Below are 22,729 nucleotides of genomic sequence, written 5' to 3' on the forward strand. Positions count from 1 at the left end.
CGGAAGGTCAGCCGGCGAGCGCTTCGTCCAGAGCCGGTTCGATGGCGTCGATCGTGTAGGGCTTGTTCAGCACGGGCACGCCGGCATGGCGCGCGGGCGGCGGTTCGACATGGCCGCCGGTCGCGAGGATGAAGGGCGTGCCGCTGTCGGCCAGCCGATCGGCCACCGGCCAGACATTCTTGCCGTCCTTCAGGTGCACGTCGACGATCGCGACCTCGAACCCGCCTTCCTCGACCCGGGCGAGCGCCTCCTCGACGCTCTCGCAGGTGCCGACGACCTTGTGACCGAGCGAATCGAGGAAGTCCTCGAGCATCATCGCGATCAGCGGCTCGTCTTCGATGATCAGGATCGACCGGCTTTCAGACATGACACGCGCCTACTGATTCGTTGCGCAAAGAGAAAGACTTATTTCGCATTCAGCGTGTCGCGCGCCGCCTCGGCGAGCTTCTGGACGGAGAAGGGTTTGGCGAGGAAGGACACCCGGTCGATGTCGATCGACTGGCGCAGCTGCTCCTCCGCATAGCCCGAAATGAATAGGATCGGGAGATCGGGGTGCATCTTGCGCGCGGCGCGTACGGTGGTCGGGCCGTCCATCGTCGGCATGACGACGTCCGAGATCATGAGATCGATCTTCGGCTCGCGCGCCAGTATCTCCAGCGCCGCCTCGCCATTCTCGGCCGGCAGCACGGTATATCCGTGGCGGGTGAGCGCCCGTTCGGCGACGGCCCGGACCATGGTCTCGTCCTCGACGAGCAGAATGGTGCCCGTTCCCCACAGCTCGGCGGGCTTCTCCTTGACCTTTCGCGCCGTGCTCTTCGCCGATTCGGCGCGGTGAACGGGGAAGTAGAGCGTGAAGGCGGTGCCCTTACCCGGCTCCGAATCGGCGAAGATGAAACCGCCCGACTGCTTCACGATCCCGTAGACGGTGGAGAGGCCGAGCCCGGTCCCCTTCCCGACCTCCTTGGTGGTAAAGAACGGTTCGAAAATCTTGCCCAGGATGGACTTGGGGATGCCCGTTCCGGTGTCCGTCACCTTGAGCGCGGTATAATCGGCGATCGGCAGGATATCGCTTCCCATCCGGCGCACGTCCTCGGCCGGAACCGAATAGGTCTGAATGGTGAGAAGGCCGCCGCCGTTCGGATCCTTGGCGAGCATCGCGTCGCGGGCATTGACGGCGAGGTTCACGATCACCTGTTCGAGCTGCCCCGGATCGGCCCGCACCGGCCCGAGGCCCCGGCCATGCTTCACCTGCAGCTTCACCGTCTCGCCGAGCAGGCGCTTCAGGAGGTTCGAAACCTCGGCGATCACGTCCGGAAGCTGGAGTACCTGCGGGCGGAGCGTCTGCTGGCGCGAGAAAGCGAGCAGCTGCCGGGTGAGGCTGGCGGCGCGGTTGGAGTTGGAGCGGATCTGCTGGATGTCGTCATAGTCGCTGTCGCCCGGCGAGTGGCGCATCAGCATCAGGTCGCAATGGCCGATGATGGCGGTGAGGATGTTGTTGAAATCGTGCGCGACGCCGCCGGCGAGCTGACCCACCGCCTGCATCTTCGTCGCCTGCGCGACCTCCCGCTTCAGCCGCGCCTCCTCGCTATTGTCCTTGAGGCTGAGCAGCACGGCCGCGTCGCCGAGGCCGCGCGCGCCGGCGATGGTGAGCGCCACCGGTTCGTCCGGATTGCCGCGCAGCCGGACCGCGATGTCGCCGGACATGGCGGCGCCGCGGGCGAAGCGGCGGACCGAATCGGATACCGGCGCCTTGTCCTCGTCCACCAGGAGGTCGCCGGGCCAGGTCGGGCGCTCGTCCGGGCCCAGCCCGGCGGCGCGGCGGAACGCCTTGTTGAGATAGGTGAAGCGCCCGTCCCGGTCGGCGAGCGCGAGGCCCAACGGTAGGATGTCGAGAAGAGCGTGGATATTGCCGTTCTCCTCGCCCCGCAGCCCCTCCCCGCTTTCGTCGAGCAGCAGGAAGAAGGACAGGGTCTCCCCGGCGTCGTCGAGCGCGATCGGCACGATGCGCAGCGCCGTCGCGCCCTTCCCTTCGGCCGCGAAGCGGAAATGGCCTGTGTCGGCGCCGGCGAGGAAGCCGACCAGCGGCTGGCCCTCGACCGTTCCGCCTTCCTCCCCGACCGCCCGCACGGCGAAGGCGGAATTGGCCGCGAGGATGGTGCCTTCGCCGTCGGTCAGCACCGCCATCAGGCCGGCTTCGCCCATGCGCCGGCCCGGCTCGCCCGCGATCATCCGCCGCGCCTCGCGGGCGATGTCGAGATCGTCGGCGCGGTGCAGCGTCCAGAGGAGATGCCCGCCGGTCCGGCGGAGCTCCGCGCGCAAAGTCAGCGATCCGATCCGCAGCCGGTCGATCACCGCGGTCCCGTCGCGCCGCGCGGCCGTGGCGGCATCGCCGATCCGCGCGTCTTCGGCGAGATCGAGCGGCGCCACGGCACCGAACCATTGGCACCAGCTGTCGTTCGCGGCGACGAGCCCGCTCTGTCCGTCGGTGATCGCCGCCGCGGCGCGCGAGGCATCGAGAGCGGCGCGCAGCAGGCCGACGTCCACCGGCGGCTGCGGCGCGGTATCGCCCTCCCCCGACGCGGACCTCCGCCGCACCAGCAGGAGCAGCGCGCCCGCGCCCGTCAGGCCGGCGGCGAAGGCGGCGGCGAACAGCGGGTCGCCGATCCCCCACAGCAGCAGCCCCGCCGAAATTGCGGCGGCCGCGAGCAGCAGCAGGCTTCCCGCCGGGCGGCCGAGCGCGGCCGCGCTCATCGCCCGCCCGCCCCTGCCCGGCGCCGCCACTTGCGCGCCGTCCACCAGCGCCAGCCGAACGTCGCCGCCACATAGCCGATCAGCCCTGCCACGCAGGCGATCACGAGAAGCCCGCTAAGGAGCGCCGGCGCGGCATCCGAGAACATCCAGCCGATCCATTCGCCCGCGCCCGCGCCCCTGTCGTAGAGCGAGGAAAAGGTCTCGATATCGGCATGGAAGCCGAGCGAATTGCCGACGAAGATCGACGAGACGAGGATGAACGGCGTCGTCGCGGGGTTCGACAGGAAGGTCATCGCCGCCGCGATGGGGATGTTGGCGCGGAACGGCACGGAGACCAGAGCCGCCCCGATGATCTGGAGCCCGGGGATCATCAGGAAGATGCCGACCAGGATGCCGAGGCCGACCCCGCGCGGCACCGAGCGGCGGGTGAAGCGCCACAGGTCGGAGCGAAGCACCCGCGTTCCGAACGGCTTGATCCAGCGGCTTTGCGCCAGTTCCTCCCGCTTCGGCGCATGCCTGGCAAGCCAGCGGGACAGCCGTTCAGCCATGCTGGCGAAGCAGGCGGCCCTGCTCCCTCTTCCAGTCCTTTTCCTTCTCGTGCTCGCGCTTGTCCGGCGCCTTGCGACCGCGGGCGAGCGCGAGCTCCACCTTGGCCCGGCCCCGCGAGTTGAAGAAGACCGACAGCGGCACCAGGGTCATGCCCTGGCGGGCGACGGCGCCGAACATCTTGTTGATCTCGCGCGCGTTCAGCAGCAGCTTGCGCGGCCGCTTGGGCTCATGGTTAAAGCGGTTGCCATGGCTGAATTCGGGAATGTTCGCATTCACCAGCCACACCTCCCCGTCCTTCACCTCGGCATAGCTTTCCGCGATCGATCCCTCGCCGAAGCGAAGCGACTTCACTTCGGTGCCGGTGAGGACGATCCCGGCCTCGTAGACGTCCTCCACGGCATAATCATAGCGCGCGCGCCGGTTCTCGGCGACGACCTTCTTCTTGTCGAACGAGGCGTGGCGGGGGCGCACCATCAGACGAGCCCCGCATGCTCCAAGGCGGCATCGACCGCCTTGCGGCTCGCTTCGGACGGCGGCGTCATCGGGAGGCGGAGGTCGGCGGGCATATCCGGTCGGATCTTGTTCAGAGCATATTTGACCGGACCCGGTGAAGCGTCGGTGAACAGCGCCTTGTGGAGCGGGAACAAGCGGTCCTGAAGCTCCAGCGCCTGCTCCCGGTCCCCGGAGAGATAGGCGTCGTGGAACCGGGCGAACAGCCGCGGCGCCACATTGGCGGTCACGGAAATGGTGCCGACGCCGCCCATGGCGAGGAAGGCGAGCGCCATGTCGTCATTGCCGGACAGCTGGCAGAAATCGCGGCCGCACAGCGCCCGGTGGGCGGTGACGCGGGTCATGTCTCCGCTGGCGTCCTTGATGCCGACGACTGACGGGATCGTCGCCAGCCGGCCGAGCGTCTCCGGCGTCACGTCGGTCACCGTGCGGCCGGGCACGTTGTATACGACGATCGGAAGGTCGCTCGCATCCGCGAGCGCCGCGAAATGGGCGTAGATCCCCTGCTGATTGGGCCGGTTGTAATAAGGCAGCACGACGAGCGCGGCGTCGGCGCCTTCCTCGCGCGCGGCCTTCATCAACGCTTTGGCGTGCGCGGTATCGTTCGACCCGCAGCCGGCGATGACCGGAACCCGGCGGTTCGCGGTTTCGACGCAGGCGCGGACAACGCGGCGATGCTCGTCGGCGCTCAGCGTGGCGGATTCCCCGGTCGTGCCGCAGGGAACGAGCCCATGGCTGCCTTCGCCGATCTGCCATTCCACGAAGTCACGGAACGCGGCCTCGTCGAACGCTTCATCGCGGAAAGGCGTCACCAGAGCCGGTATCGACCCTTTGAACATGGCTAAGCTCCTTAACTCAGGGAACAAAATCGGGCATAAGCAAGAACGTGGTTTTCAGCCGGCGCTCGTTCAGCGCCTGATAAGGAGGGGGTAGTCATTCTGTCCAGCATGCAAAAGAAACTGGTTCCTTTCGCGCTCCTCGGTGTCTCCGTGGCGGCAGTGGCGGCAACGACGGTCGGTCCCGTCCAGATGAAGCCGGCGCCCGCCGTGCAGCAGGCGTCGTTCGTGCCGCTGGTGGCCGCGGTGCAGGCGCCCACGGCCCTGCCGGACTATCGCCGGTCGGACAATATCGCCGCGGATATCGCGCGCTGGAACAGCCTGCGCCAGTCGGACAGCCTTCCCTTCTCGGCCTATGCCAGCTTCCTCACCTCGCATCGCGGTTGGCCGGGCGAGAGCGCCATGCGACGCGCAGCCGAGCGCCAGATCGACCCCAACGTCAACTCGACGGCGGAGGTCATCCGCTACTTCGCCATGCATCCGCCGCTGACCGCGACCGGCCATGCCCGCTTCGCCTCCGCGCTGCTGGCCGAGGGCCGGCTCGAGGAGGCGCGCACCGCCGCCCGCACCGCCTGGCGCACCGGCGTGCTGCCGACCACCGACGAGGAGCGGATCCTCGGCCAGTTCGGCGCCGCGCTCACCCGCGAGGATCATGACGTGCGGATGGACGTGCTGTTGTCGAACGGCGCCACCACCAGCGCGCGGCGCATCCTCCCGCTCGCCTCGCCCGAACGCCAGCCGCTCTACGAAGCACGCATGGCGCTCCAGGCCAATTCCTCCGAAGCGCCGGGCCGGGTCCAGGCACTGGGCGCCGCGTTCGCGGGCGATCCGGGGCTGCTGATGGACCGCGCCAATTACATGCGCTCCAACGGCAATCCGCTCGGCGCGCGCCAGTTGATGGCGCAGCGGCGCAGCCTCGCCAATCTGCCGGCCGACCCCAAGAAGTTCATGGAAGCGCAGCTGCTGATGGCGCGCGGCGCCGCCAATGACAGCCAGTGGCAGATGGCCTACCAGATCGCGGCGCAGCTCGACGATCTTTATCCCGCGGGCACCGACATCTCGCAGAAGAGCTTCGGCGAGCGGGACGATTTCACCAGCCTCGCCTGGCTCGCCGGCACGGCCGCGCTTCAGCGGCTCGGCCGCCCCGCGGAGGCGATCGGCCTGTTCGAGCGCTATGCCCGCGCCGCCCAGTCGCCGCAGACCCAGACGAAGGGCCTCTATTGGGCGGGCCGCGCCGCGCAGGCGGCGGGGCAGCAGGACCGCGCACGGCAGCTCTACGCCGAGGCCGGCCGCCATTTCGACCAGTTCTACGGCCAGCTCGCCCTGGAACGGATCGGCCAGCCGCTCCCCGCCCCCAATACGCAGGGCCCGCCGCCGCCGAGCGCGGCCGAGCGTCAGGCTTTCGCCAACAATTCGCTGGTGCAGGCGGTCCGCTATCTCGGTCAGAATGCAGGCTGGCGCGACCAGTCGGAATTCGTCCGCGCGCTAGCGGCGTCGGTGAAGAGCGACCAGGAGCGCACTCTGGCGGTGGCGCTCGGGCAGGAGATCGGCCGTCCGGATCTTGGCGTGCTCGTCGCCCGCCAGGCGCGCAGCGACGGATCGTTCGACTACAAGCGCTGGGGCTTCCCCGAGATCCGGGTCCCGGCTGCCCAGGCTCAGCACTGGACGATGGTCCACGCGATCACGCGGCAGGAAAGCCTGTTCGACCGCGAGGCGGTGAGCCACGCCGGCGCCCGCGGCTATATGCAGCTGATGCCCGGCACCGCTCGCGAAGTCGCCACCCGGCTGGGCCTGCCCTACGAGCAGGCGCGGCTCACCCGCGACACCGACTACAACGTGATGCTCGGCTCGACCTATTTCGCGGGCCTGCTCAACCAGTGGGGCGGATCCTATCCGCTGGCGGTGGCGAGCTACAATGCCGGCCCCGGCAATGTGCGCCGCTGGGTGCGCGAGAATGGCGATCCCCGCACCCCGGGCGTCGACATGATCGAATGGATCGAAGCCATCCCCTTCTTCGAAACGCGCAACTATGTGCAGCGCGTTCTCGAAAATGCGGTGGTCTACGATCTGATGCACCCGAACCGCTCGGCCACGCAGGGCAACCAGCGCCTGTCCTTCTATCTCGGCAGCCGGGAACGCCCGCTGCTCGCGCAGGCGGCGGAATAGAGACGGGGAGCGCCCCTACCCTCTTGGCTCAAAGTCATCAAAACCGTTCGGGTTGAGCTTGTCGAAACCCGCTCCTTCCTCTTTCGCGGGAGAGAAGGAGCCGCCTTCGACAAGCTCAGGCCGAACGGTTCTTGTTCTCGCAAAAACCCGGCTCCGCCCCTCTTTCCTCTTCGCACCCAGCACGTGCCCGACTAGGTTCCGCCGATGGACCTGCGCCCCAATTACATCACACCCGCCGGCTATCGCGCGCTGCGCGAGGAGTATGAAGCCTTGTTCTCGCTCGAGCGCCCCAAGCTGCTCGAGACGATCGCCTGGGCGGCCGCGAACGGCGACCGGTCCGAAAATGCCGACTATCAATACGGCCGGCGGCGGCTGCGGGAGATCGACCGGCGGATCAACTTCCTGGCGAGGCGGATGAAGGCGGCCAAGGTGATCGACCCGGCGCGGCACGAGGACAGGAGCCGGGTCCTGTTCGGCGCCACGGTCACCCTGGCCGACGAGGACGACTCCGAGCGGGTGGTGACGCTGGTCGGCGAGGACGAGGCGGACGCCGCCCGGGGCCGCATCAGCTGGAACTCGCCGCTCGCGCGAGCGGTCCGCGGCGCCGCTGTGGGCGACCTGCGCCGGGTGGTCCTCCCCGCCGGAGAGAAGGAATATGAGGTGGTGGCGATCCGCTATCCCTGAGCCGCGCCGTCAGCGCCGGTCATGGTCCCGCGCCGCCTGCACCAACGCCACCCGGATCTCCGCGTCCGTCAGCCGCAGATCGCGGTTGGTGTCGGCATAGCGGCGGAACCAGATGTTCGCCCGGTGCGCGACCTCCGGGCTGACGAAGCCCTGGGCCGCCTCGGAGAAGCCGAGCGTCACCACGTCATTGCCTTCCCGCGTGTCGCGCAGCCAGGGATCGAGCACGCCGAGACCCGGCCCATGCAGCGGGCCGGCAAAGCGCTCGCGCGGGCCGCCGCGCCAGTCATGCCCGTCGTAGCGATAGTCGCCATAGGCGCCGGCGGGCCCATAGCCCGGATCGTAGCCGTAACCGTCATAGGCGCAGCCGGAGAGGCCGAGAAAAGCGAGCGCGGCCGCTGCGGCCGGGAGTGCGGACAGGCGCATGAGTCAGTCTCCCACGTTGGAAGGTTCATGGTTAACCGAAACGGAGACGATTCGTTTCTTTTTCGCGCATCGACAAGGCGCGGCCGCCCGCAACCTGTCCCGCCTGTACTAATACGGGACGGAAAATCAGCTTCTCCCGGCCAGAAACGCACGCGCCGCCGCTTCGCTTTCGGGCGCGATCGGCGGCGGATCTGCCGGCAAGGCCGGTTCCAGCGCCTCCGCGACGCTCCGCAAGGCGGCGATCCGCGCCGATTTCTTGTCGTTGCCGTCGATCACCGTCCAGGGAGCGGCGGGCGTGTCGGTGCGGTCGAACATGTCGGCGAGCGCCGCGAGATAGTCCGCACGGCGGTCGCGGTTGCGGAAATCCTCCGCGCTGATCTTCCAGCGCTTCCAGGGATGGGCGAGCCGCGCGGCGAATCGGTCGGCCTGCTCCTCCGCGGTAACGTGGAAGAAGAGCTTCACGAGGATCGCGCCGTCCGCGGCCTGCTGCGCCTCGAAGCGGTTGATCTCGTCGAATGCGCGGCGCCACTCGGTCTCGGAAGCGAAGCCCTCGACCCGCTCCACCAGCACGCGGCCGTACCAGCTTCGGTCGAAGATCGCCGCCTCTCCCCTCTTCGGCAGGCGCTGCCAGAAACGCCACAGATAGTGGTGCGCCTTTTCCTCCGCCGTGGGCGCGGAGATCGGCCAAACCTTGTAGACCCGCGGGTCGCATTTGGCGGTGAGCCGCTGGATCGCCCCGCCCTTCCCCGCCGCGTCCCAACCTTCGAACACCAGGATCGCGCGTTTCCGGTGAACGTGGAGCGAGACGAGCAGGCGCGAGATCCACTCCTGCAGTCCGGCGAGGTCGGCGGCATAAGCTTCGCCATAAGCGCCACCGGCTTCATAGTCGGAAAGAGACAGGACCATGGCCGAACCTAGCCCGAACGCCGCGGGCGGCGCCACGCCTTTCGCGGCTGCGCCCCAGCCACTTTACAGACCCGTAACAATCGACCACTCTCCGCCATCGCTTCGGGGGAGGTGTGCATGGACTATAGTCCCATTCTCGCGCCGGTGGTGGCGCTGGTCGCCTGGTCGATCGTCGTCATGTTCTGGATGGTCGCGACGCGGCTTCCGGCGATGAAGCGCAAGGGCATCGATCTCAAGACCGCGCGCGGCGGACGTCCCGGCGTGCTGGACGGCGTGCTGGACGAAGAGGTGCAGTGGAAGGCGCACAACTACATCCACCTGATGGAGCAGCCGACGCTGTTCTACGCCATCTGCCTCGCGCTGGCGCTGATGGGCGCGGGCGGCGGGCTGAACGAGGCGCTCGCCTGGGCCTATGTCGTCTTCCGGGTCGCCCACTCGATCGTGCAGGGCACGGTCAACATCATCCGCTACCGCTTCCTGCTGTTCCTGCTCGCCTCGCTGGCGCTGATCGGAATGACCGGAAGCGCGATCGTCGAGGTGCTGGCGCGCTGGTGAAGCTTATTTCTTCCGGTCGCGCGAGCTGAGATAACCGTAACCCCCGCCGACCAGGGCGCCGAGCAGCGGACCGACGAACGGAACAGGGATCGCCACCACCGCGCCGATCGCCGCCGCGATGGCCGTGCGCTTCGCAACCGGATTGTCGAGCATGATCCGTCTCCTTCAGTGTATTGATAGGGCAATACACCTGTGACGGAGGCGGGTCAATCCGCGGAGCCCGCTTCCGCGAAGGCCGCGGCCGGGAGGGGACCGAGCGACGAGGTCTGCAGCCGCGCGGCGTCCGCGGCGCCGAACGCGTCGTAGATCGCCCGCGCCGCGGTCGCGATCACGCCGTGCCGATTGTCTCCGCCGCGGCCGAAAAAGGCGACGGCGATGCGGCGACCGTCGGGAAGGGTGAGATAGCCGACGTCGCTGGTATAGCGGTTCAGAGTGCCGGTCTTGTTCTCCACGCCGGCCTCGCGCGGCATAAGCCCGCGGATGCGGTTGGCCCCCGTCGCGCAGCGGCGCATCATGTCGAGCAGCAGGTCGCGGCTGCCGGGCGACAAGGCTCGGTCGCCGTCGACGAGTCGCAGCAGTTCGAGCATTGCGACGGGCGTGCTCGAATCCCGTACGTCCCACAGGTCCCGGCGGGCGCTCAGCAGCTGGGCGATGTTGCGATCCACCCGGATGCCGCTGAGGCCGTTGGCGCGCAGCCAGCGATCCACCGCCTGCGGCCCGCCGAGCATGGCGATGAGCTGATCGGTCGCGCGGTTGTCGCTGCGCACCATCATCCGGTCCATCAAGGTGAGCGCGGTCGTGCCGCCGGCCGTTTCGTAGAGCGAGCGCCGCCCGGCATCGACCTCGGCGAGATAGGCGGCGGCGACCGCGATCTTCATCGTGCTCGCCATCGGGAAGGGCTCGTTGCCGTTGAAGCTCACCATACGCCCCGTGGCGAGATCGAGCGCGGCAAAGCCATATTCGCCCGGATTTTCGATGGCGGTGGCGGCGAGGCGCTGCTCGAGCTGCTGGAACTTGGCGGGATCGCTCGCCAGAGCCGGTTGAGCGGTGAAGGCCAGAAGCCCGGCGACAAACCCGATCAAACGCATTCCACGCACTCCCCGCGACAGTTCGGGAGGCATGATGTTTCACCCGGACCCTCGCGGCGAGGGTCAGGCGATGAAATCACAGGGAAATCGGACGAATTGCCGCAGCGCCTGCCGCGAAAGAGGCTGGGGCGCCGGAGCGGCGGACGGTCCGCGGCCCCGGCACCCCATACCGGCAAGTGCGGTCAGGCCGCGGTGACGACCGGCTCGCGTGCGTCCTGGGCGGCGTTGGGAGCCGCTTCGCGCACGCCCGCATCGACATGGTCGATGAACTTCGCGAAATTGTCGACGAACAGGCCGACCAGCTTCTCGGCGGTGGCGTCGTAATCCGCCTTGTCCGCCCAGGTGTCGCGCGGGTTGAGGATGGCGGGGTCGACGCCCGGCACGCTGACCGGCACTTCGAAGCCGAACCAGGGGTCCTTGCGGAACTCGGCGTCGTTGAGGCTGCCGTCCAATGCGGCGTTGAGGAGGGCGCGGGTCGCCTTGATCGGCATGCGGCTGCCGACCCCGTACTTGCCGCCCGTCCAGCCGGTGTTCACCAGCCAGCAGGAGACGCCGCCCTTGGCGATCCGCTCCTTGAGGAGGTTGCCGTAGACCGACGGGTGGCGCGGCATGAACGGCGCGCCGAAGCAGGTCGAGAAGGTCGCCTCCGGCTCGGTGACGCCGATTTCGGTGCCGGCGACCTTGGCGGTGTAGCCGGACAGGAAATGGTACATCGCCTGCTCGGGCGTCAGCTTGGCGATCGGCGGGAGCACGCCGAAGGCGTCGGCGGTGAGGAAGATGATGTTGCGCGGCGGCGGCCCCATATTCTCTTCCGAGGAATTGGGGATGAAGTCGATCGGATAGGCGCCGCGGGTGTTTTCCGCCTTCGAATTGTCGTCGAGGTCGAGCGAGCGGGTGACCGGATCGATCACGACGTTCTCGAGCACGGTGCCGAAGCGGCGGGTGGTGGCGTAGATTTCGGGCTCGGCCTCGGCCGAGAGGCGGATCATCTTGGCATAGCAGCCGCCTTCGAAATTGAAGACCGCGGTGTCCGACCAGCCATGCTCGTCGTCGCCGATGAGGGTGCGGCTGGCATCGGCCGACAAAGTGGTCTTGCCGGTGCCCGACAGGCCGAAGAAGACGGCGGTGTCGCCGGCCGGCCCCATATTGGCGGAGCAGTGCATCGGCATCACGCCCTTGGCGGGCAGCAGATAGTTGAGCACGCCGAACACCGACTTCTTCATCTCGCCGGCATATTTGGTGCCGCCGATCAGGATCATCCGTTCGCTGAGATTGACGGCGATCACCGTTTCGGAGCGGCAGCCGTGGCGCGCGGGATCGGCGCGGAAGCTGGGCAGGTCGATGATGGTGAATTCGGGGGAGAAGCCGGGCAGGTCGGCCGCCTCGGGGCGCACCAGCAGGGTGCGGATGAAAAGATTGTGCCAGGCGAGCTCGTTGATGACACGCACCCGCACCCGATGCTCGGGCTGGGAGCCGCCGAACAGGTCGGCGACGTAGAGCGTGTCCTTCTTCGCGAGCTCGGCGAGGAAATCGGCCTTCAGCGCCGCGAAATGCTCGGGCGCCATCGCCTTGTTGTTGTCCCACCAGATCGTGTCTTCGGTCTCGGCATCGCGGACGGTGAACTTGTCCTTGGCGGAGCGGCCGGTGTGGCGGCCGGTCTCGACGACCAAGGGGCCGTCCTTGGCGAGCAGGCCCTCGCCCCGGCTCACCGCCTGCTCGACCAGAGCGGCGGTCTCGAGATTCCAGTGGATGTCGGCGGGCGTCTCGATGCCCTGATCGGAAAGCGTGAAAGCGGGCACTCGGCTGGCCACGACCTGTCTCCCTTAACGTGCAAAAGAGGCGCCGCCGGAAAGGCGCGCCTTCTTCGAAGTGGCGTCCGCATATCGAAGCGGCCGGAATTCGTCAAAGGGTGGTGCTCAGCCGCCCGCTTCATTATTGCGGGGGGCTGGCGAACAGCGGGGCGGAGGATCATGTCGGTAACGGTCGCGCTGGTCGACGACGATCGCAACATCCTGACGTCGGTGTCGATCGCGCTCCAGTCGGAAGGCTTCACCACCCGCGTCTATTCGGACGGCGAGGCGGCGCTGAAGGCGCTCATCGACAATCCGCCCGACCTGGCCGTGCTCGACATCAAGATGCCGCGGATGGACGGGATGGAGCTGCTCCGACGGCTGCGCGAGAAGAGCGCGGTGCCCGTCATCTTCCTCACCTCCAAGGACGACGAGCTCGACGAGGCGCTCGGCCTCGCGATGGGCGCGGACGACTATATCGCCAAGCCTTTCTCCCAGCGGCTGCTGATCGCGCGCATCCGCGCGGTGCTGCGGCGCACCGAGATGCGCGCCATGCCGGAGGAGGAGACGCAGGCGGAGGAGCCGGTGCGGATCGAGCGCGGGCGACTGTCGCTCGACCCCGCCCGCCACCGCGTGACCTGGGACGGCCGCGACGTGACGCTCACCGTCACCGAATTCATGATCCTGGAGGCGCTCGCCCATCGCCCGGGCGTCGTCAAATCGCGCAACCAGCTGATGGACGTCGCCTATCAGGACGACATCTATGTCGACGACCGGACGATCGACAGCCACATCAAGCGCATGCGCCGCAAGTTCCGGGCCGTCGACGGCGGCTTCAAGGCGATCGAGACGCTCTACGGCGTCGGGTACCGCTTTGCCGAGGAATGAGGATCGCGAGCTGCGGCTCGGCTGGTCGCGCCGGCTGTCGCTCCGCCAGCGCATCCTCGCGGTCAACATCTTCGCGCTCGCGATCCTCGCCGGCAGCCTCTTCTATCTGGACAGCTTTCGCGCGCGGCTGACGCAGGCCCGGATCGAGCGGGCGGTGACCGAAGTGCGGATGATCTCCAACGTGCTGGCGGTGGCGCCGCGCGACGCGCGCCAGTCGCTGCTGGTCCGTCTCGGGCAGGATTCGGGCGAGCGGCTGCGCGTCTACGGCGCGGACGGGGAGAAAAGGCACGACAGCTGGGACGGCGCGCCCGCGACCTACGAGCTGCGCGATCCGGCGACGGAGCCGTTCCGCCACACCGCCGCGCGGGCGCTCGACACGATCGTCGACACGCTGGTCGGCGCCCGCGAGCCGCCGCCCTTCACCCCGCCCGCCGACGACCGCCTGCTGGCCTGGCCCGAGGCGCAGGCGGCGCTGCGCGACGGCGAGATCGTGACGATGCTGCGGCGGGCGCCGGAAGGCACCGCCTTCATCTCGGCGGCGGCGCGGATCGCCAACGAGGACAATGGCGTCCTCCTCCTCACCGTCAACGCGCGGGACATCCGCCAAGTGGTGCGCGACGAGCGGCTGACGCTCGCCATCATCCTGTTCGTCACCATCCTGCTGTCGGTGCTGCTGTCGCGCTTCCTGGCGCGCACCATCGCCAATCCGCTGCGCCGGCTCGCCATCGCGGCACACCGGGTGCGGCTCGGGCGGGCGCGGGAAGTAAACGTGCCGCTGATCCCCGAGCGGCGCGACGAGATCGGCCTGCTTGCCCGCGCGCTCCACGACATGACGGAGGCGCTCCGCCGCCGCATCGACGCGACCGAGGCGTTTGCCGCCGACGTGACTCACGAGCTCAAGAACCCGCTCGCCTCGCTCCGCTCCGCGGTCGACAGCCTCGACCGGATCGAGGATCCGGAGCTGCGCCGGAGGCTGCTCGACGTGGTGCGCGACGACGTCGCCCGTCTCGACCGACTGGTGGTCGACATCGCCGAGATTTCCCGGCTCGACGCGGAACTGTCGCGCACACGTTTCGAGCCGGTGGACCTGGGTGCCCTGATCGAATCGCTGCTGGGCCTTTGGGAGGGTCGCGAGGCGGGCGTGCGCATCGCCTTCGCCCGGCCGCGGGTCGGCACGGCGGTGATCCTGGGCGAGGAGGCGAGGCTGGCACGGTTGATCGACAATCTGGTGGACAACGCCCTCTCCTTCTCGCCGCCGGGCGGCCTGGTCGAAATCGGCGCAACCTCGATCGGCGAAGAGGTGGAGCTCAGCGTCGAGGACGAGGGGCCGGGCGTCCCGCCGGACGCGCGCGACGCCATCTTCAGCCGTTTCCACTCCGTCCGGCCGGATTCGGATTTCGGGCGCCATTCCGGGCTCGGTCTCGCCATCGCCGAGGCGATCGTCGACGCCCATGACGGCCGCATCCATGTCGAGGACCGGCATGACGGCCGTCCCGGCGCCCGCTTCGTCGTCCGCTTTCAGGGAGCTTTTGGAACATGAAGGTGCCGCTTTCCTCCGAGACCATCCATGCCTCCTGCGTCGCGATCGGCGGACGGGCGGTGCTGCTCGCCGGCCGGTCGGGCAGCGGCAAATCGGACCTCGCGATGCGGCTCATCGACCGCGGCGCGGCGCTGGTCAGCGACGATTACACCTTGGTGCGGCGGGTGGAGGGCCGGCTGCTGGCATCCCCGCCCGCGACCATCGCCGGCCGGATCGAGCTGCGCGGGATCGGCCTTCTCACCTTGCCCTTCACGAGCGACGCGCCCGTGGCGCTGCTGATCGACCTCGACCGCATGCCGGAGCGATTGCCCGAAGCCGACGAGCGGCGGACGATCGCCGGGGTCCCCCTGCCCGTCATCGGCCTGGCCGGCCTTGAGCCCTCGGCGCCGATCAAGGTAGAGCAGGCGCTGGCCTTATTCGGAACCCGCACCCGCACGTGAACCAGCGCCCCGCCCCCAAACGGATCCTGCTCGTCACCGGCCTGTCCGGCGCCGGCAAGTCGACCGCGCTGCGCACGCTGGAGGATATCGGCTGGGAAGTGGTCGACAATCTGCCGCTCAGCCTTCTTCACCATCTGCTGTCGACCCCGCCGTCCGCCAACGCCGCCGGCGACCGCCCGCTCGCCGCGGGCATCGACAGCCGCACCCGCGACTTCGACGCGCAGCATATCGTCGGCCAGATCAAGAAGCTGGCCTTCGAGCACGGCCATCCGATCGAGACGCTGTTCCTCGACTGCGCGGGGACCGAGCTGCTGCGCCGCTATTCGGAGACGCGGCGCCGCCACCCGCTGGCGCCCGACCGGCCCGCCACCGACGGGATCGCGGCGGAGCGCGAGCTGATGGCGCCGCTGCGCCGCTGGTCCGATCATGTGATCGACACCACCGACACCGACCCGCCCGCCCTCCAGCAGCAGATCCGCCGGCGCTTCGCCGGGCCGGGCAGCGTCCCCACTCTCTCGATCCTGTCCTTCGGCTTCGCCCGCGGCCTGCCCCGCAACGCCGACAATGTGTTCGACATGCGCTTCCTCAAGAACCCGCATTGGGTGGAGGGGCTGCGCGAGCAGACCGGGCTCGACCAGGCGGTGTGCGACCATATCGCCACCGATCCGGCCTATGAGGACGCGCTGACCCGCATCGAGGAGCTTCTGATCGCCCTCCTCCCCCGCTACGAGGCGGAGGGAAAATCCTATGTTTCCGTCGCGTTCGGCTGTACCGGGGGGAGACACCGCTCGGTCCATGTCGCGGAACGAATCGCGGCCAGGTTGCGCGGCGCGGGTTTTTCGCCCACGGTCGAGCATCGCGACCTCGCCTCGCCGCCGCGCGACGCGGTCGAGCGCGCTCAGGGGGCTGGGACTTAAGCTTTCGGGATGTTGCTTCAATGATCGGTCTGGTGCTCGTTACCCATGGGCGGCTCGCGCTCGAATTCATCGTGGCGATGGAGCATGTGGTGGGACCGCAGGAGCGGATCGAGGCGATCTGCATCGGCCCCGAGGACGATATGGAAGCCCGCCGCAACGACATTTCCGAAGCGATCGCGCGCGCCGACGCGGGCAAGGGCGTCATCATCCTCACCGACCTGTTCGGGGGCACGCCGTCCAACCTCGCCATATCGCTGATGAAATCCGAGGATATCGAAGTGATCGCGGGCGTTAACCTGCCCATGCTGATCCGGCTCGAGGGCGCGCGCAAGACGATGGACGTGAAGGCGGCGGTCGCGGCGGCGCGAGAGGCGGGCCGCAAATACATCTCGGTCGCGTCCGAGATCCTGGGCGAGACCGCGGCCTGAACGATGGCGAGCCGGAGCGTCGACGTCACCAACAAGCGCGGCCTCCATGCCCGGGCGAGTGCGAAGTTCGTCACCCTCGCCGCCCAGCAATCCGCCGTGGTTGAGGTAGAGAAGGACGGGCAGGCGGTGTGCGGCACCTCGATCATGGGGCTGATGATGCTGGGCGCCGCCAAGGGCGACACCATCACCATCCGGGCTGTCGGCGACGGCGCCGAGCAGGCGGTCGCCGCGCTGGCCGAACTGGTCGAAGCCCGTTTTCACGAGGAGTGAGGGCGGTGCGTGGGTCCTGCTCCCCGTCGAACTCCGGAGATGCTCCTCAGCCGTTCGGCCTGAGCTTGTCGAAGGCCGCTCCTTTCTTTCTCGGTGAGGCGGGAGAAGAGAGAAGGGGCGGCCTTCGACAGGCTCAGGCCGAACGGAGGGGGGAGACCGCCTGTGCTTTCCTTCTGACCCTCCCCCTCCCCGCATGAGGCAGATCACCGCTTTTTCGAACCCGCTGGTGAAGCAGGTGCGGGGCTTGCGCGACAAGAAGAACCGGCGGCGCGAGGGGCTGTTCGTCGCCGAAGGGCTTCGCATCCTCACCGAAGCGCGCGAGGCCGGCTGCCTGCCGCGCATCCTGTTCTTCGCCGGCGCGCGCCACCCGCTGCTCGACGCGCTGATCGCCGAGACGGAAGCGGCCGGCGGCGACGTGATCGAGACCAATGCCGACATCCTCCACAAGCTGAGCGGAAAGGACAATCCGCAGACCGTGCTCGGCGTCTATGCGGCGTTCGACACCAGCCTTGAGCGTGTCGACCGCGACGAAGCGGGCCTGTGGATCGTCGCGCAGGCGCTGCGGGATCCCGGCAATATCGGCACCATCCTGCGCACCGGCGACGCGGTCGGCGCGGGCGGGCTCATCCTGGTCGACGACTGCGCCGATCCCTTCTCGGTGGAAGCGGTGCGCGCGTCGATGGGCGCGCTGTTCACCCAGCGCATCGCCGCCGCGTCCTGGGACGCGTTCCTGACATGGCTGCGGGCGGGACCCGGGGAGCTGATCGGCACCAGCCTCAAGGCCAGCCTCGATTATCAGCAGCCGCGTTACGGCAAGCCCGCTTTCCTCCTGGTCGGCAACGAGCAAGCGGGCCTGCCCGAAGCCTATGAGGTCGCCTGCGACACTTTGGTGAAGATCCCGATGCTCGGCAAGGCGGACAGCCTCAACGCCGCGGTCGCGACCGCCGTCATGGCCTATGAGATCGTCAACCAGTGGCGGCGCTGACGCGGCGGGGGCCTATTCGGCGGCCGGGTCGGCGATCTCCACCACCGTCAGTTTGGTGAGCGGACGCGGCGCCGATTCGATCATCGGCAGCGGCTCGATCTCCTTGCCTCCTGAGGACACTTCCAGCGCCTCGAACCTCTTGGCCTGGGTCATCACCTGGCTTTCGAGACTGCCGACAAAGGCGTTGTAGGCGCCGTTCGCCAGTTCCAGGTTGCGGCCGAGCTTGGCGACATGGCCGCCCATCGTGGCGAGACGGGAGTGAAGCTCCTTGCCGAGCCGGGCGATCTCCGCCGCCTCTTCCGCCAGCTTCTCCTGCCGCCAGACGCTCGCCACCGTGCGGGCGATGGCGACGAGATTGGTCGGGGTGGCGAGCAGCACCCGCCGCTCGAACGCCCAAGCCCAGAGCCCGTCATCCTGTTCCAACGCGGCCGTCAGGAAATGCTCGCCCGGTATGTACATGACGACATAGTCGGCGGCATCGCCGAACCGGTCCCAGTAATTCTTGGAGCCGAGCTGCTGCGCATGGTTGCGGATCGAGCCGGCATGCGCCTTGAGGTGCAGCCGACGCGTCTCCTCGTCCGCCGCGTCGTTGGCGTCGAGAAAGGCGTTGAGCGAGCATTTGGCGTCGATGATCAGCTTGCGGCCGCCCGGAAGGCGGACGATCACGTCGGGGCGCAGCCGGCCGTCCTCCGTATCCACCGACACTTCGGTCTGGAAATCGGCGAAGGGCGAAAGGCCCGCTTGCTCCAGCACGTTCTTCAGGCTCTGCTCGCCCCAGCGGCCGCGCGCCTTCGGGCTGGACCGCAACGCATTGACGAGATTGCGGGTCTCGTCGCGGACCTGGGAATGGCCGTCGTGCAGCAGCTTCACCGCCGCCTGCAGCTCGCCATAAGAGGAATTGCGCGCCTTCTCGATCTGGTCGAGCTTCTCGTCGTAGCGCTTCAGGCTGTGCTCGACCGGCTGGAGCAGCGCCTTCAGCTTCTCCTCGCTTTCGGCATGGGCCCGGCCGAACCGCTCGGCCGCCTGCTTCAGCAGCTTGTCATGGGCGCCGTCCACCGCCTTCGACGCCAGCTCGGCGAAGCGCGCCTCGACCTTGGCTTCGAGTTCGGTGAGCTGCTTGAGCTGCGCGTCGTGGGCGCGCTGCCGTTCCTCCTCGCCGCGCTCGAACGCGGCCTTGGCCTTGGCGAGCGCCTCCTTGTCGGTACGCAGCCGCGCGAGCTCGGCCTCCTGGGCGGCGGCGCGTTCGGCCACCGGGCGCAGACTGTCCGCCTCCGACCGGGCGGCGGTGGCGGCGGTGCGCTCGGTGGCGAGCTGCGCCTCCAGCTCGGGGATGCGCCTCACTTTCTCGGCCTCGGCGGCGAGGTTCACCGCCGCCTCGTTGAACCGCCCGCGCCAGGCGTCGGCATCCGCCTTGGCGGCGTCCCGCTCCTCGCGCGCGGCGACAAGTTCCGCCTTCAGTCCAGCGGCGCCGCGGCCGCCCAGCCACCAGCCGAGCAGGACGGCGGCCAGCACCGCGATCAGCCCCGTCAGCATCGTCACTGTCGCATCCATGTCGCTTCACCCCCGGAACAGAACGAACAGCGAACTTAGAACAGCGCGCGACAATGCTCAAGCGGAACAGGACGTTGCGCGGTCCGTTGCCACGGCGGAACGATGAACGACGAGGTCGAAACGATCGCCCTGGGCTTCCAGCTCGGCGCCTCCGCGCTGCTGCTGGTGGCGAGCGTGCTGATCCACGGGCTGGGGCTGATGGGCATTTCGCGCGCCTTGGGGCTTCGCGACGAACGGCTGGAGGAAACGGAGTTCGGGACCGGCGCGCTCGGCATCATGACGATGGTGGCGCTGGCGCTGTTCGCGCTGCACGCGATCGAGATCGCGCTGTTCGCCGGTTTCTATCTGTTGATCGGCGCGTTCGAGAAAGTGGAGGAGGCGCTGTTCTTCTCGACCTCGGTCTATGCGACGCTCGGCTATACCGACGAGTTCTTCCCGCCCAACTGGCGGCTGGTCGGCGCCATTCAGGGGGTGATCGGCTTCCTGATGCTCGGCTGGTCGACCGCCTTCCTCGTCCAGAAGATGACGAAGCTGCGGCGCTGAAACCCGGCCGCGGGGGTCAGAGGATGGCGGCCTTCTCGCGCTCGCGGCGTGCCTTCATCACCTTGCGCACGACCATGTCGCGCTTCAGGCGCGAGAGATGATCGATGAAGAGCACGCCGTTCAGATGGTCGATCTCATGCTGAAGGCATACCGACATCAGGCCGTCGAACTCGCCTTCCCGGACCGCGCCGTCCGCGTCGGTCCAGCGGATGCGGACGACGTCCGGACGCTCCACCTCGGCATATTGCTCCGGGATCGACAGGCAGCCTTCATTGTAGGTCTTGCGGGCGTCCGATGCGTGGAGAATTTCCGGGTTGATGAAGACGTGCGGCCGCTTCACCGCCTCGCCGCCTTCCTCCTCCGGCTCCTGCAGGTCGATCACCAGCAGGCGGCGCGGCACCGCCACCTGCACGGCCGCAAGGCCGATGCCGGGCGCGGCATACATGGTGTCGAACATGTCCGAGATCAGCCGGCCGAGCTCGCGGTCGACCCGCTCCACCGGCTCGGACTGCGTACGCAGGATCGGATCGGGGATTTCGATGATCGGAAGCAGGCCCATGGCCGCGAGCTAGGAGCGCGGGCGGTGAGCGTCAAGAACGAAGCTCATGCCACCGGCCGCCGGGCGCGGAGGGCCTGGGCCAGCGTGCCTTCGTCGAGATAGTCGAGTTCGCCGCCGACGGGGAGGCCGTGGGCGAGCTGGGTGAGGCGGATCGGGAAGCCTTCCAGCCGCTCGGCGAGATAGTGGGCGGTGGTCTGCCCCTCCAGCGTCGCGTTCATCGCCAGCACCACCTCGTCGATGCCGCCCGCCGCGATTCGGGCGACCAGCCGGTCGATCGAAAGATCCTCCGGCCGCACGCCCTCCAGCGCCGACAGCCGGCCGCCGAGCACGTGAAAGGCGCCGGGGAACAGGCGCGATCGGTCGAGCGCCCAGAGGTCCGACACCTCCTCGACGACGCAGAGCAGCTTCGGATCGCGGCGCGGATCGGCGCAGATGGTGCAGGGATCGCGCGTGTCGACATTGCCGCAGATCGAGCAGGTGGACAGCCGCTCCGCCACGACCTCCAGTGCGCGCAGCAGCGGCACGAGCGCGGTTTCCCGCTTCTTCATGAGATGCAGCACCGCGCGCCGCGCCGAGCGCGGGCCGAGACCCGGGAGGCGGGCCAGCGCCTGGGCGAGCGCGTCGATTTCCGAAGAAGCCATGGCTGCCGAGCTAGCCGCTGCAGCCGGGCCTCGCAATGGCGGCGGCGGGCGGTTACATCCGCGCCATGCGCATCGCCTTCATGGGAACCCCGGATTTCGCCGTGCCGACGCTCGACGCTTTGATCGCGGCGGGCCACGACATCGCCGCCGTCTACGCACAGCCGCCGCGGCGCGCCGGGCGCGGCAAGGCGCTGTCCCCCTCCCCCGTGCAGCGCCGGGCGGAAGCGGCGGGCATTGCCGTCTTGACGCCGGCCTCGCTGCGCGATCCGGAGGAGCAGGCGCGCTTTGCGGCGCTCCGCCTCGATGTGGCGGTGGTGGCCGCCTACGGCCTGATCCTCCCCGAACCGATCCTCGCGGCGCCGCGGCACGGATGCCTCAACGTCCACGGATCGCTGCTGCCGCGCTGGCGGGGCGCGGCGCCGGTGCAGCGGGCGATCCTCGCCGGCGACGCCGAGACGGGCGTGTGCATCATGGGCATGGAAAAGGGGCTCGACATCGGGCCGGTCTACGCCCGGCGCGCCACTCCGGTCGACGGCAAAACCGCGGGCGAGCTTACCGCCGAGCTGGCGGCGATCGGCGGCGCGCTGATGGCGGACGTCCTCGACCGGATCGACCGGATCGTGCCGGAGCCGCAGCCCGACGCCGGCGTCACTTATGCGCACAAGATCGACAAGCAGGAGGCGCGGCTCGATTTCACTCGCCCGGCCGTCGAGGTCGAGCGGCAGGTGCGCGCCTTCAACCCCGCGCCGGGTGCCTTCTTCCTGTTCGGCGGCGAGCGGATCAAGCTGCTTGCGGCCGAAGCGGTCGGCGGCAGCGGCGCGCCCGGCGAGGTGCTGGACGAAGCGCTGCGCATCGCCTGCGACCAGGGCGCCATCGCCCCGCGGATCGTCCAGCGCGCGGGCCGGGCGCCGATGCGGCCCGACGAGCTGCTGCGCGGCTTCGCCATCCCGAAGGGAGCGATGCTCGGGTGACCCGTTTCCGCCTGACCGTTGAATATGACGGGCGACCGTTCATGGGCTGGCAGCGCCAGGCCCACGGCCCGTCCGTCCAGCAGGCGATCGAGGAGGCGATCGCGGCGATCACCCATGAAAAGGTGACGCTCCACGCCGCCGGCCGGACCGACGCCGGCGTCCACGCGCTGGCGATGACCGCCCATGTCGACATCGCCAAGCCGATCACCGCCTTCCGCCTCGCCGACGGCACCAACGCCAAGCTGCGGCCGCTGCCGGTCTCGATCCTCGCCGCCGAGGAAGTGGACGAGGATTTCCACGCCCGCTTCAGCTGCACCCGCCGGTCCTATCTCTACCGGATCGTCAACCGCCGCGCGCCGCTCGCGCTCGACGCCGGCAAGGCGTGGCGGGTGCCGGTGGTGCTCTATGCGGACGACATGAACCGGGCGGCGCAGGTGCTGGTCGGCCGCCACGATTTCACCACCTTCCGCTCCGTCCACTGCCAGGCGGAAAGCCCCATCAAGACGCTCGACCGGCTGACGGTGCGGCGCTTCGGCGAAGTGATCGAGGTGGAGGCGGTGGCGCGCTCCTTCCTCCACCACCAGGTGCGCTCGATGGTCGGCTGCCTGGAGCTGGTCGGCCGCGGCAAATGGACGAAGAAGGACCTGAAGGCGGCGCTCGAGGCGCGCGACCGGGCTGCGCTCGGCTTCAACGCGCCGCCCGACGGCCTCTATTTCGTCGCGGCTTATTACGAGTGAG

At 68.7% G+C, this 22,729-nt stretch carries 26 protein-coding genes; 13 read left to right on the top strand and 13 right to left on the bottom strand.

Annotation, left to right across the window (positions count from 1 at the left end; genetic code table 11):
• Nucleotides 1-7: 7 nt before the first annotated feature.
• Genes ACK4K7_RS11310 through dapA form a run of 5 tightly spaced genes read right to left on the bottom strand, consistent with a single transcriptional unit; the run spans nt 8 to nt 4,649 of the window.
• Complete coding sequence (locus ACK4K7_RS11310) at nt 8-367, bottom strand: response regulator (protein ID WP_431866085.1); 360 nt, start codon at nt 365-367, stop codon at nt 8-10.
• A gap of 38 nt (nt 368-405) precedes the next feature.
• Entirely contained in the window at nt 406-2,751 is a 2,346-nt protein-coding gene (locus tag ACK4K7_RS11315; protein ID WP_431866086.1) for a response regulator, read from the bottom strand.
• The gene (locus ACK4K7_RS11320) at nt 2,748-3,299 is read right to left on the bottom strand and encodes a DUF2062 domain-containing protein (RefSeq protein WP_431866088.1); all 552 of its coding nucleotides are present in this window, start codon (nt 3,297-3,299) and stop codon (nt 2,748-2,750) included. Before ACK4K7_RS11320 ends, ACK4K7_RS11315 begins: the two co-directional genes overlap by 4 nt.
• Nucleotides 3,292-3,774: an SsrA-binding protein SmpB gene (smpB, locus tag ACK4K7_RS11325; RefSeq protein ID WP_431866089.1), complete on the bottom strand. Its 483-nt coding sequence runs from the start codon at nt 3,772-3,774 to the stop codon at nt 3,292-3,294. Before smpB ends, ACK4K7_RS11320 begins: the two co-directional genes overlap by 8 nt.
• The gene (gene dapA / locus ACK4K7_RS11330; RefSeq protein ID WP_431866091.1) at nt 3,774-4,649 is read right to left on the bottom strand and encodes a 4-hydroxy-tetrahydrodipicolinate synthase; all 876 of its coding nucleotides are present in this window, start codon (nt 4,647-4,649) and stop codon (nt 3,774-3,776) included. Before dapA ends, smpB begins: the two co-directional genes overlap by 1 nt.
• A gap of 189 nt (nt 4,650-4,838) precedes the next feature.
• On the opposite strand from dapA, the gene ACK4K7_RS11335 reads away from it, so the two are divergent.
• Nucleotides 4,839-6,812: a lytic transglycosylase domain-containing protein gene (locus ACK4K7_RS11335; protein ID WP_431866093.1), complete on the top strand. Its 1,974-nt coding sequence runs from the start codon at nt 4,839-4,841 to the stop codon at nt 6,810-6,812.
• A gap of 204 nt (nt 6,813-7,016) precedes the next feature.
• Nucleotides 7,017-7,496: a transcription elongation factor GreB gene (greB, locus tag ACK4K7_RS11340; protein WP_431866095.1), complete on the top strand. Its 480-nt coding sequence runs from the start codon at nt 7,017-7,019 to the stop codon at nt 7,494-7,496.
• Nucleotides 7,497-7,505: 9 nt separating this feature from the next.
• Here greB and ACK4K7_RS11345 read toward each other — a convergent pair whose 3' ends face one another.
• Nucleotides 7,506-7,919, bottom strand: coding sequence for a hypothetical protein (locus ACK4K7_RS11345; protein ID WP_431866096.1), 414 nt, complete (start codon nt 7,917-7,919; stop codon nt 7,506-7,508).
• Nucleotides 7,920-8,045: 126 nt separating this feature from the next.
• The gene (locus tag ACK4K7_RS11350; protein ID WP_431866098.1) at nt 8,046-8,825 is read right to left on the bottom strand and encodes a polyphosphate kinase 2 family protein; all 780 of its coding nucleotides are present in this window, start codon (nt 8,823-8,825) and stop codon (nt 8,046-8,048) included.
• Between the two features lie 117 nt (nt 8,826-8,942).
• On the opposite strand from ACK4K7_RS11350, the gene ACK4K7_RS11355 reads away from it, so the two are divergent.
• The gene (locus ACK4K7_RS11355; protein WP_431866100.1) at nt 8,943-9,380 is read left to right on the top strand and encodes an MAPEG family protein; all 438 of its coding nucleotides are present in this window, start codon (nt 8,943-8,945) and stop codon (nt 9,378-9,380) included.
• A gap of 3 nt (nt 9,381-9,383) precedes the next feature.
• Here the strand turns inward: ACK4K7_RS11355 and ACK4K7_RS11360 are convergent, their stop codons facing one another.
• The 3 genes from ACK4K7_RS11360 to ACK4K7_RS11370 form a co-directional block, all read right to left on the bottom strand.
• The gene (locus tag ACK4K7_RS11360; protein WP_431866102.1) at nt 9,384-9,533 is read right to left on the bottom strand and encodes a hypothetical protein; all 150 of its coding nucleotides are present in this window, start codon (nt 9,531-9,533) and stop codon (nt 9,384-9,386) included.
• A gap of 53 nt (nt 9,534-9,586) precedes the next feature.
• Nucleotides 9,587-10,468, bottom strand: coding sequence for a serine hydrolase (locus tag ACK4K7_RS11365; RefSeq protein ID WP_431866103.1), 882 nt, complete (start codon nt 10,466-10,468; stop codon nt 9,587-9,589).
• A gap of 182 nt (nt 10,469-10,650) precedes the next feature.
• A complete protein-coding gene (locus tag ACK4K7_RS11370) occupies nt 10,651-12,279 on the bottom strand; it encodes a phosphoenolpyruvate carboxykinase (protein WP_431866105.1) in 1,629 nt (542 codons plus the stop codon).
• A 159-nt stretch (nt 12,280-12,438) separates the two neighbouring features.
• Between ACK4K7_RS11370 and ACK4K7_RS11375 the strand changes: the two genes are divergently transcribed.
• The 7 genes from ACK4K7_RS11375 (at nt 12,439) to ACK4K7_RS11405 (ending at nt 17,726) form a co-directional block, all read left to right on the top strand.
• Complete coding sequence (locus tag ACK4K7_RS11375) at nt 12,439-13,146, top strand: response regulator transcription factor (protein WP_431866107.1); 708 nt, start codon at nt 12,439-12,441, stop codon at nt 13,144-13,146.
• Nucleotides 13,133-14,686 (top strand): ATP-binding protein, encoded by a 1,554-nt coding sequence (locus ACK4K7_RS11380; protein ID WP_431866109.1) that lies wholly within the window; start codon nt 13,133-13,135, stop codon nt 14,684-14,686. Before ACK4K7_RS11375 ends, ACK4K7_RS11380 begins: the two co-directional genes overlap by 14 nt.
• Nucleotides 14,683-15,126, top strand: a complete 444-nt coding sequence (locus ACK4K7_RS11385) for an HPr kinase/phosphorylase (protein WP_431866110.1) — start codon at nt 14,683-14,685, stop codon at nt 15,124-15,126. Before ACK4K7_RS11380 ends, ACK4K7_RS11385 begins: the two co-directional genes overlap by 4 nt.
• The gene (gene rapZ / locus ACK4K7_RS11390; protein ID WP_431866112.1) at nt 15,123-16,043 is read left to right on the top strand and encodes an RNase adapter RapZ; all 921 of its coding nucleotides are present in this window, start codon (nt 15,123-15,125) and stop codon (nt 16,041-16,043) included. The genes ACK4K7_RS11385 and rapZ overlap by 4 nt, the downstream gene beginning before the upstream one ends.
• Before the next feature lie 20 nt (nt 16,044-16,063).
• Nucleotides 16,064-16,471 (top strand): PTS sugar transporter subunit IIA, encoded by a 408-nt coding sequence (locus ACK4K7_RS11395; RefSeq protein WP_431866113.1) that lies wholly within the window; start codon nt 16,064-16,066, stop codon nt 16,469-16,471.
• A gap of 3 nt (nt 16,472-16,474) precedes the next feature.
• Nucleotides 16,475-16,741, top strand: coding sequence for an HPr family phosphocarrier protein (locus ACK4K7_RS11400; protein ID WP_431866114.1), 267 nt, complete (start codon nt 16,475-16,477; stop codon nt 16,739-16,741).
• Between the two features lie 193 nt (nt 16,742-16,934).
• Nucleotides 16,935-17,726 (top strand): TrmH family RNA methyltransferase, encoded by a 792-nt coding sequence (locus tag ACK4K7_RS11405; protein WP_431866116.1) that lies wholly within the window; start codon nt 16,935-16,937, stop codon nt 17,724-17,726.
• A 12-nt stretch (nt 17,727-17,738) separates the two neighbouring features.
• Here ACK4K7_RS11405 and ACK4K7_RS11410 read toward each other — a convergent pair whose 3' ends face one another.
• Nucleotides 17,739-19,259 carry a DNA recombination protein RmuC gene (locus tag ACK4K7_RS11410; protein ID WP_431866252.1) on the bottom strand — a complete coding sequence of 507 codons (1,521 nt, stop codon included), beginning with the start codon at nt 19,257-19,259 and terminating at the stop codon, nt 17,739-17,741.
• A 120-nt stretch (nt 19,260-19,379) separates the two neighbouring features.
• Here ACK4K7_RS11410 and ACK4K7_RS11415 point away from each other — a divergent pair, with 120 nt between their 5' ends.
• Entirely contained in the window at nt 19,380-19,820 is a 441-nt protein-coding gene (locus ACK4K7_RS11415) for an ion channel (protein WP_431866118.1), read from the top strand.
• 16 nt (nt 19,821-19,836) lie between these two features.
• Here the strand turns inward: ACK4K7_RS11415 and def are convergent, their stop codons facing one another.
• The gene (gene def / locus ACK4K7_RS11420) at nt 19,837-20,379 is read right to left on the bottom strand and encodes a peptide deformylase (protein WP_431866119.1); all 543 of its coding nucleotides are present in this window, start codon (nt 20,377-20,379) and stop codon (nt 19,837-19,839) included.
• Between the two features lie 44 nt (nt 20,380-20,423).
• Entirely contained in the window at nt 20,424-21,020 is a 597-nt protein-coding gene (recR, locus tag ACK4K7_RS11425) for a recombination mediator RecR (protein ID WP_431866120.1), read from the bottom strand.
• 65 nt (nt 21,021-21,085) lie between these two features.
• Here recR and fmt point away from each other — a divergent pair, with 65 nt between their 5' ends.
• Entirely contained in the window at nt 21,086-21,991 is a 906-nt protein-coding gene (gene fmt, locus ACK4K7_RS11430; protein WP_431866121.1) for a methionyl-tRNA formyltransferase, read from the top strand.
• Nucleotides 21,988-22,728, top strand: a complete 741-nt coding sequence (gene truA, locus ACK4K7_RS11435) for a tRNA pseudouridine(38-40) synthase TruA (RefSeq protein ID WP_431866122.1) — start codon at nt 21,988-21,990, stop codon at nt 22,726-22,728. The genes fmt and truA overlap by 4 nt, the downstream gene beginning before the upstream one ends.
• Nucleotide 22,729 lies beyond the last annotated feature (1 nt).

This window comes from Allosphingosinicella sp., assembly GCF_046295735.1.
In the GTDB taxonomy this organism is placed as follows: Bacteria; Pseudomonadota; Alphaproteobacteria; order Sphingomonadales; family Sphingomonadaceae; genus Allosphingosinicella.

Coding starts and splice junctions, on each gene's coding strand:
- ACK4K7_RS11320 (WP_431866088.1), bottom strand. CDS start 3,299: ATGGCTGAACGGCTGTCCCGCTGGCTTGCCAGGCATGCGCCGAAGCGG.
- ACK4K7_RS11400 (WP_431866114.1), top strand. CDS start 16,475: ATGGCGAGCCGGAGCGTCGACGTCACCAACAAGCGCGGCCTCCATGCC.
- greB (WP_431866095.1), top strand. CDS start 7,017: ATGGACCTGCGCCCCAATTACATCACACCCGCCGGCTATCGCGCGCTG.
- ACK4K7_RS11405 (WP_431866116.1), top strand. CDS start 16,935: ATGAGGCAGATCACCGCTTTTTCGAACCCGCTGGTGAAGCAGGTGCGG.
- ACK4K7_RS11315 (WP_431866086.1), bottom strand. CDS start 2,751: ATGAGCGCGGCCGCGCTCGGCCGCCCGGCGGGAAGCCTGCTGCTGCTC.
- ACK4K7_RS11375 (WP_431866107.1), top strand. CDS start 12,439: ATGTCGGTAACGGTCGCGCTGGTCGACGACGATCGCAACATCCTGACG.
- ACK4K7_RS11365 (WP_431866103.1), bottom strand. CDS start 10,468: ATGCGTTTGATCGGGTTTGTCGCCGGGCTTCTGGCCTTCACCGCTCAA.
- dapA (WP_431866091.1), bottom strand. CDS start 4,649: ATGTTCAAAGGGTCGATACCGGCTCTGGTGACGCCTTTCCGCGATGAA.
- ACK4K7_RS11395 (WP_431866113.1), top strand. CDS start 16,064: ATGATCGGTCTGGTGCTCGTTACCCATGGGCGGCTCGCGCTCGAATTC.
- smpB (WP_431866089.1), bottom strand. CDS start 3,774: ATGGTGCGCCCCCGCCACGCCTCGTTCGACAAGAAGAAGGTCGTCGCC.
- ACK4K7_RS11360 (WP_431866102.1), bottom strand. CDS start 9,533: ATGCTCGACAATCCGGTTGCGAAGCGCACGGCCATCGCGGCGGCGATC.
- ACK4K7_RS11355 (WP_431866100.1), top strand. CDS start 8,943: ATGGACTATAGTCCCATTCTCGCGCCGGTGGTGGCGCTGGTCGCCTGG.
- ACK4K7_RS11335 (WP_431866093.1), top strand. CDS start 4,839: ATGAAGCCGGCGCCCGCCGTGCAGCAGGCGTCGTTCGTGCCGCTGGTG.
- def (WP_431866119.1), bottom strand. CDS start 20,379: ATGGGCCTGCTTCCGATCATCGAAATCCCCGATCCGATCCTGCGTACG.
- ACK4K7_RS11350 (WP_431866098.1), bottom strand. CDS start 8,825: ATGGTCCTGTCTCTTTCCGACTATGAAGCCGGTGGCGCTTATGGCGAA.
- ACK4K7_RS11415 (WP_431866118.1), top strand. CDS start 19,380: ATGAACGACGAGGTCGAAACGATCGCCCTGGGCTTCCAGCTCGGCGCC.
- ACK4K7_RS11385 (WP_431866110.1), top strand. CDS start 14,683: ATGAAGGTGCCGCTTTCCTCCGAGACCATCCATGCCTCCTGCGTCGCG.
- fmt (WP_431866121.1), top strand. CDS start 21,086: ATGCGCATCGCCTTCATGGGAACCCCGGATTTCGCCGTGCCGACGCTC.
- recR (WP_431866120.1), bottom strand. CDS start 21,020: ATGGCTTCTTCGGAAATCGACGCGCTCGCCCAGGCGCTGGCCCGCCTC.
- ACK4K7_RS11410 (WP_431866252.1), bottom strand. CDS start 19,259: ATGCTGACGGGGCTGATCGCGGTGCTGGCCGCCGTCCTGCTCGGCTGG.
- ACK4K7_RS11345 (WP_431866096.1), bottom strand. CDS start 7,919: ATGCGCCTGTCCGCACTCCCGGCCGCAGCGGCCGCGCTCGCTTTTCTC.
- ACK4K7_RS11310 (WP_431866085.1), bottom strand. CDS start 367: ATGTCTGAAAGCCGGTCGATCCTGATCATCGAAGACGAGCCGCTGATC.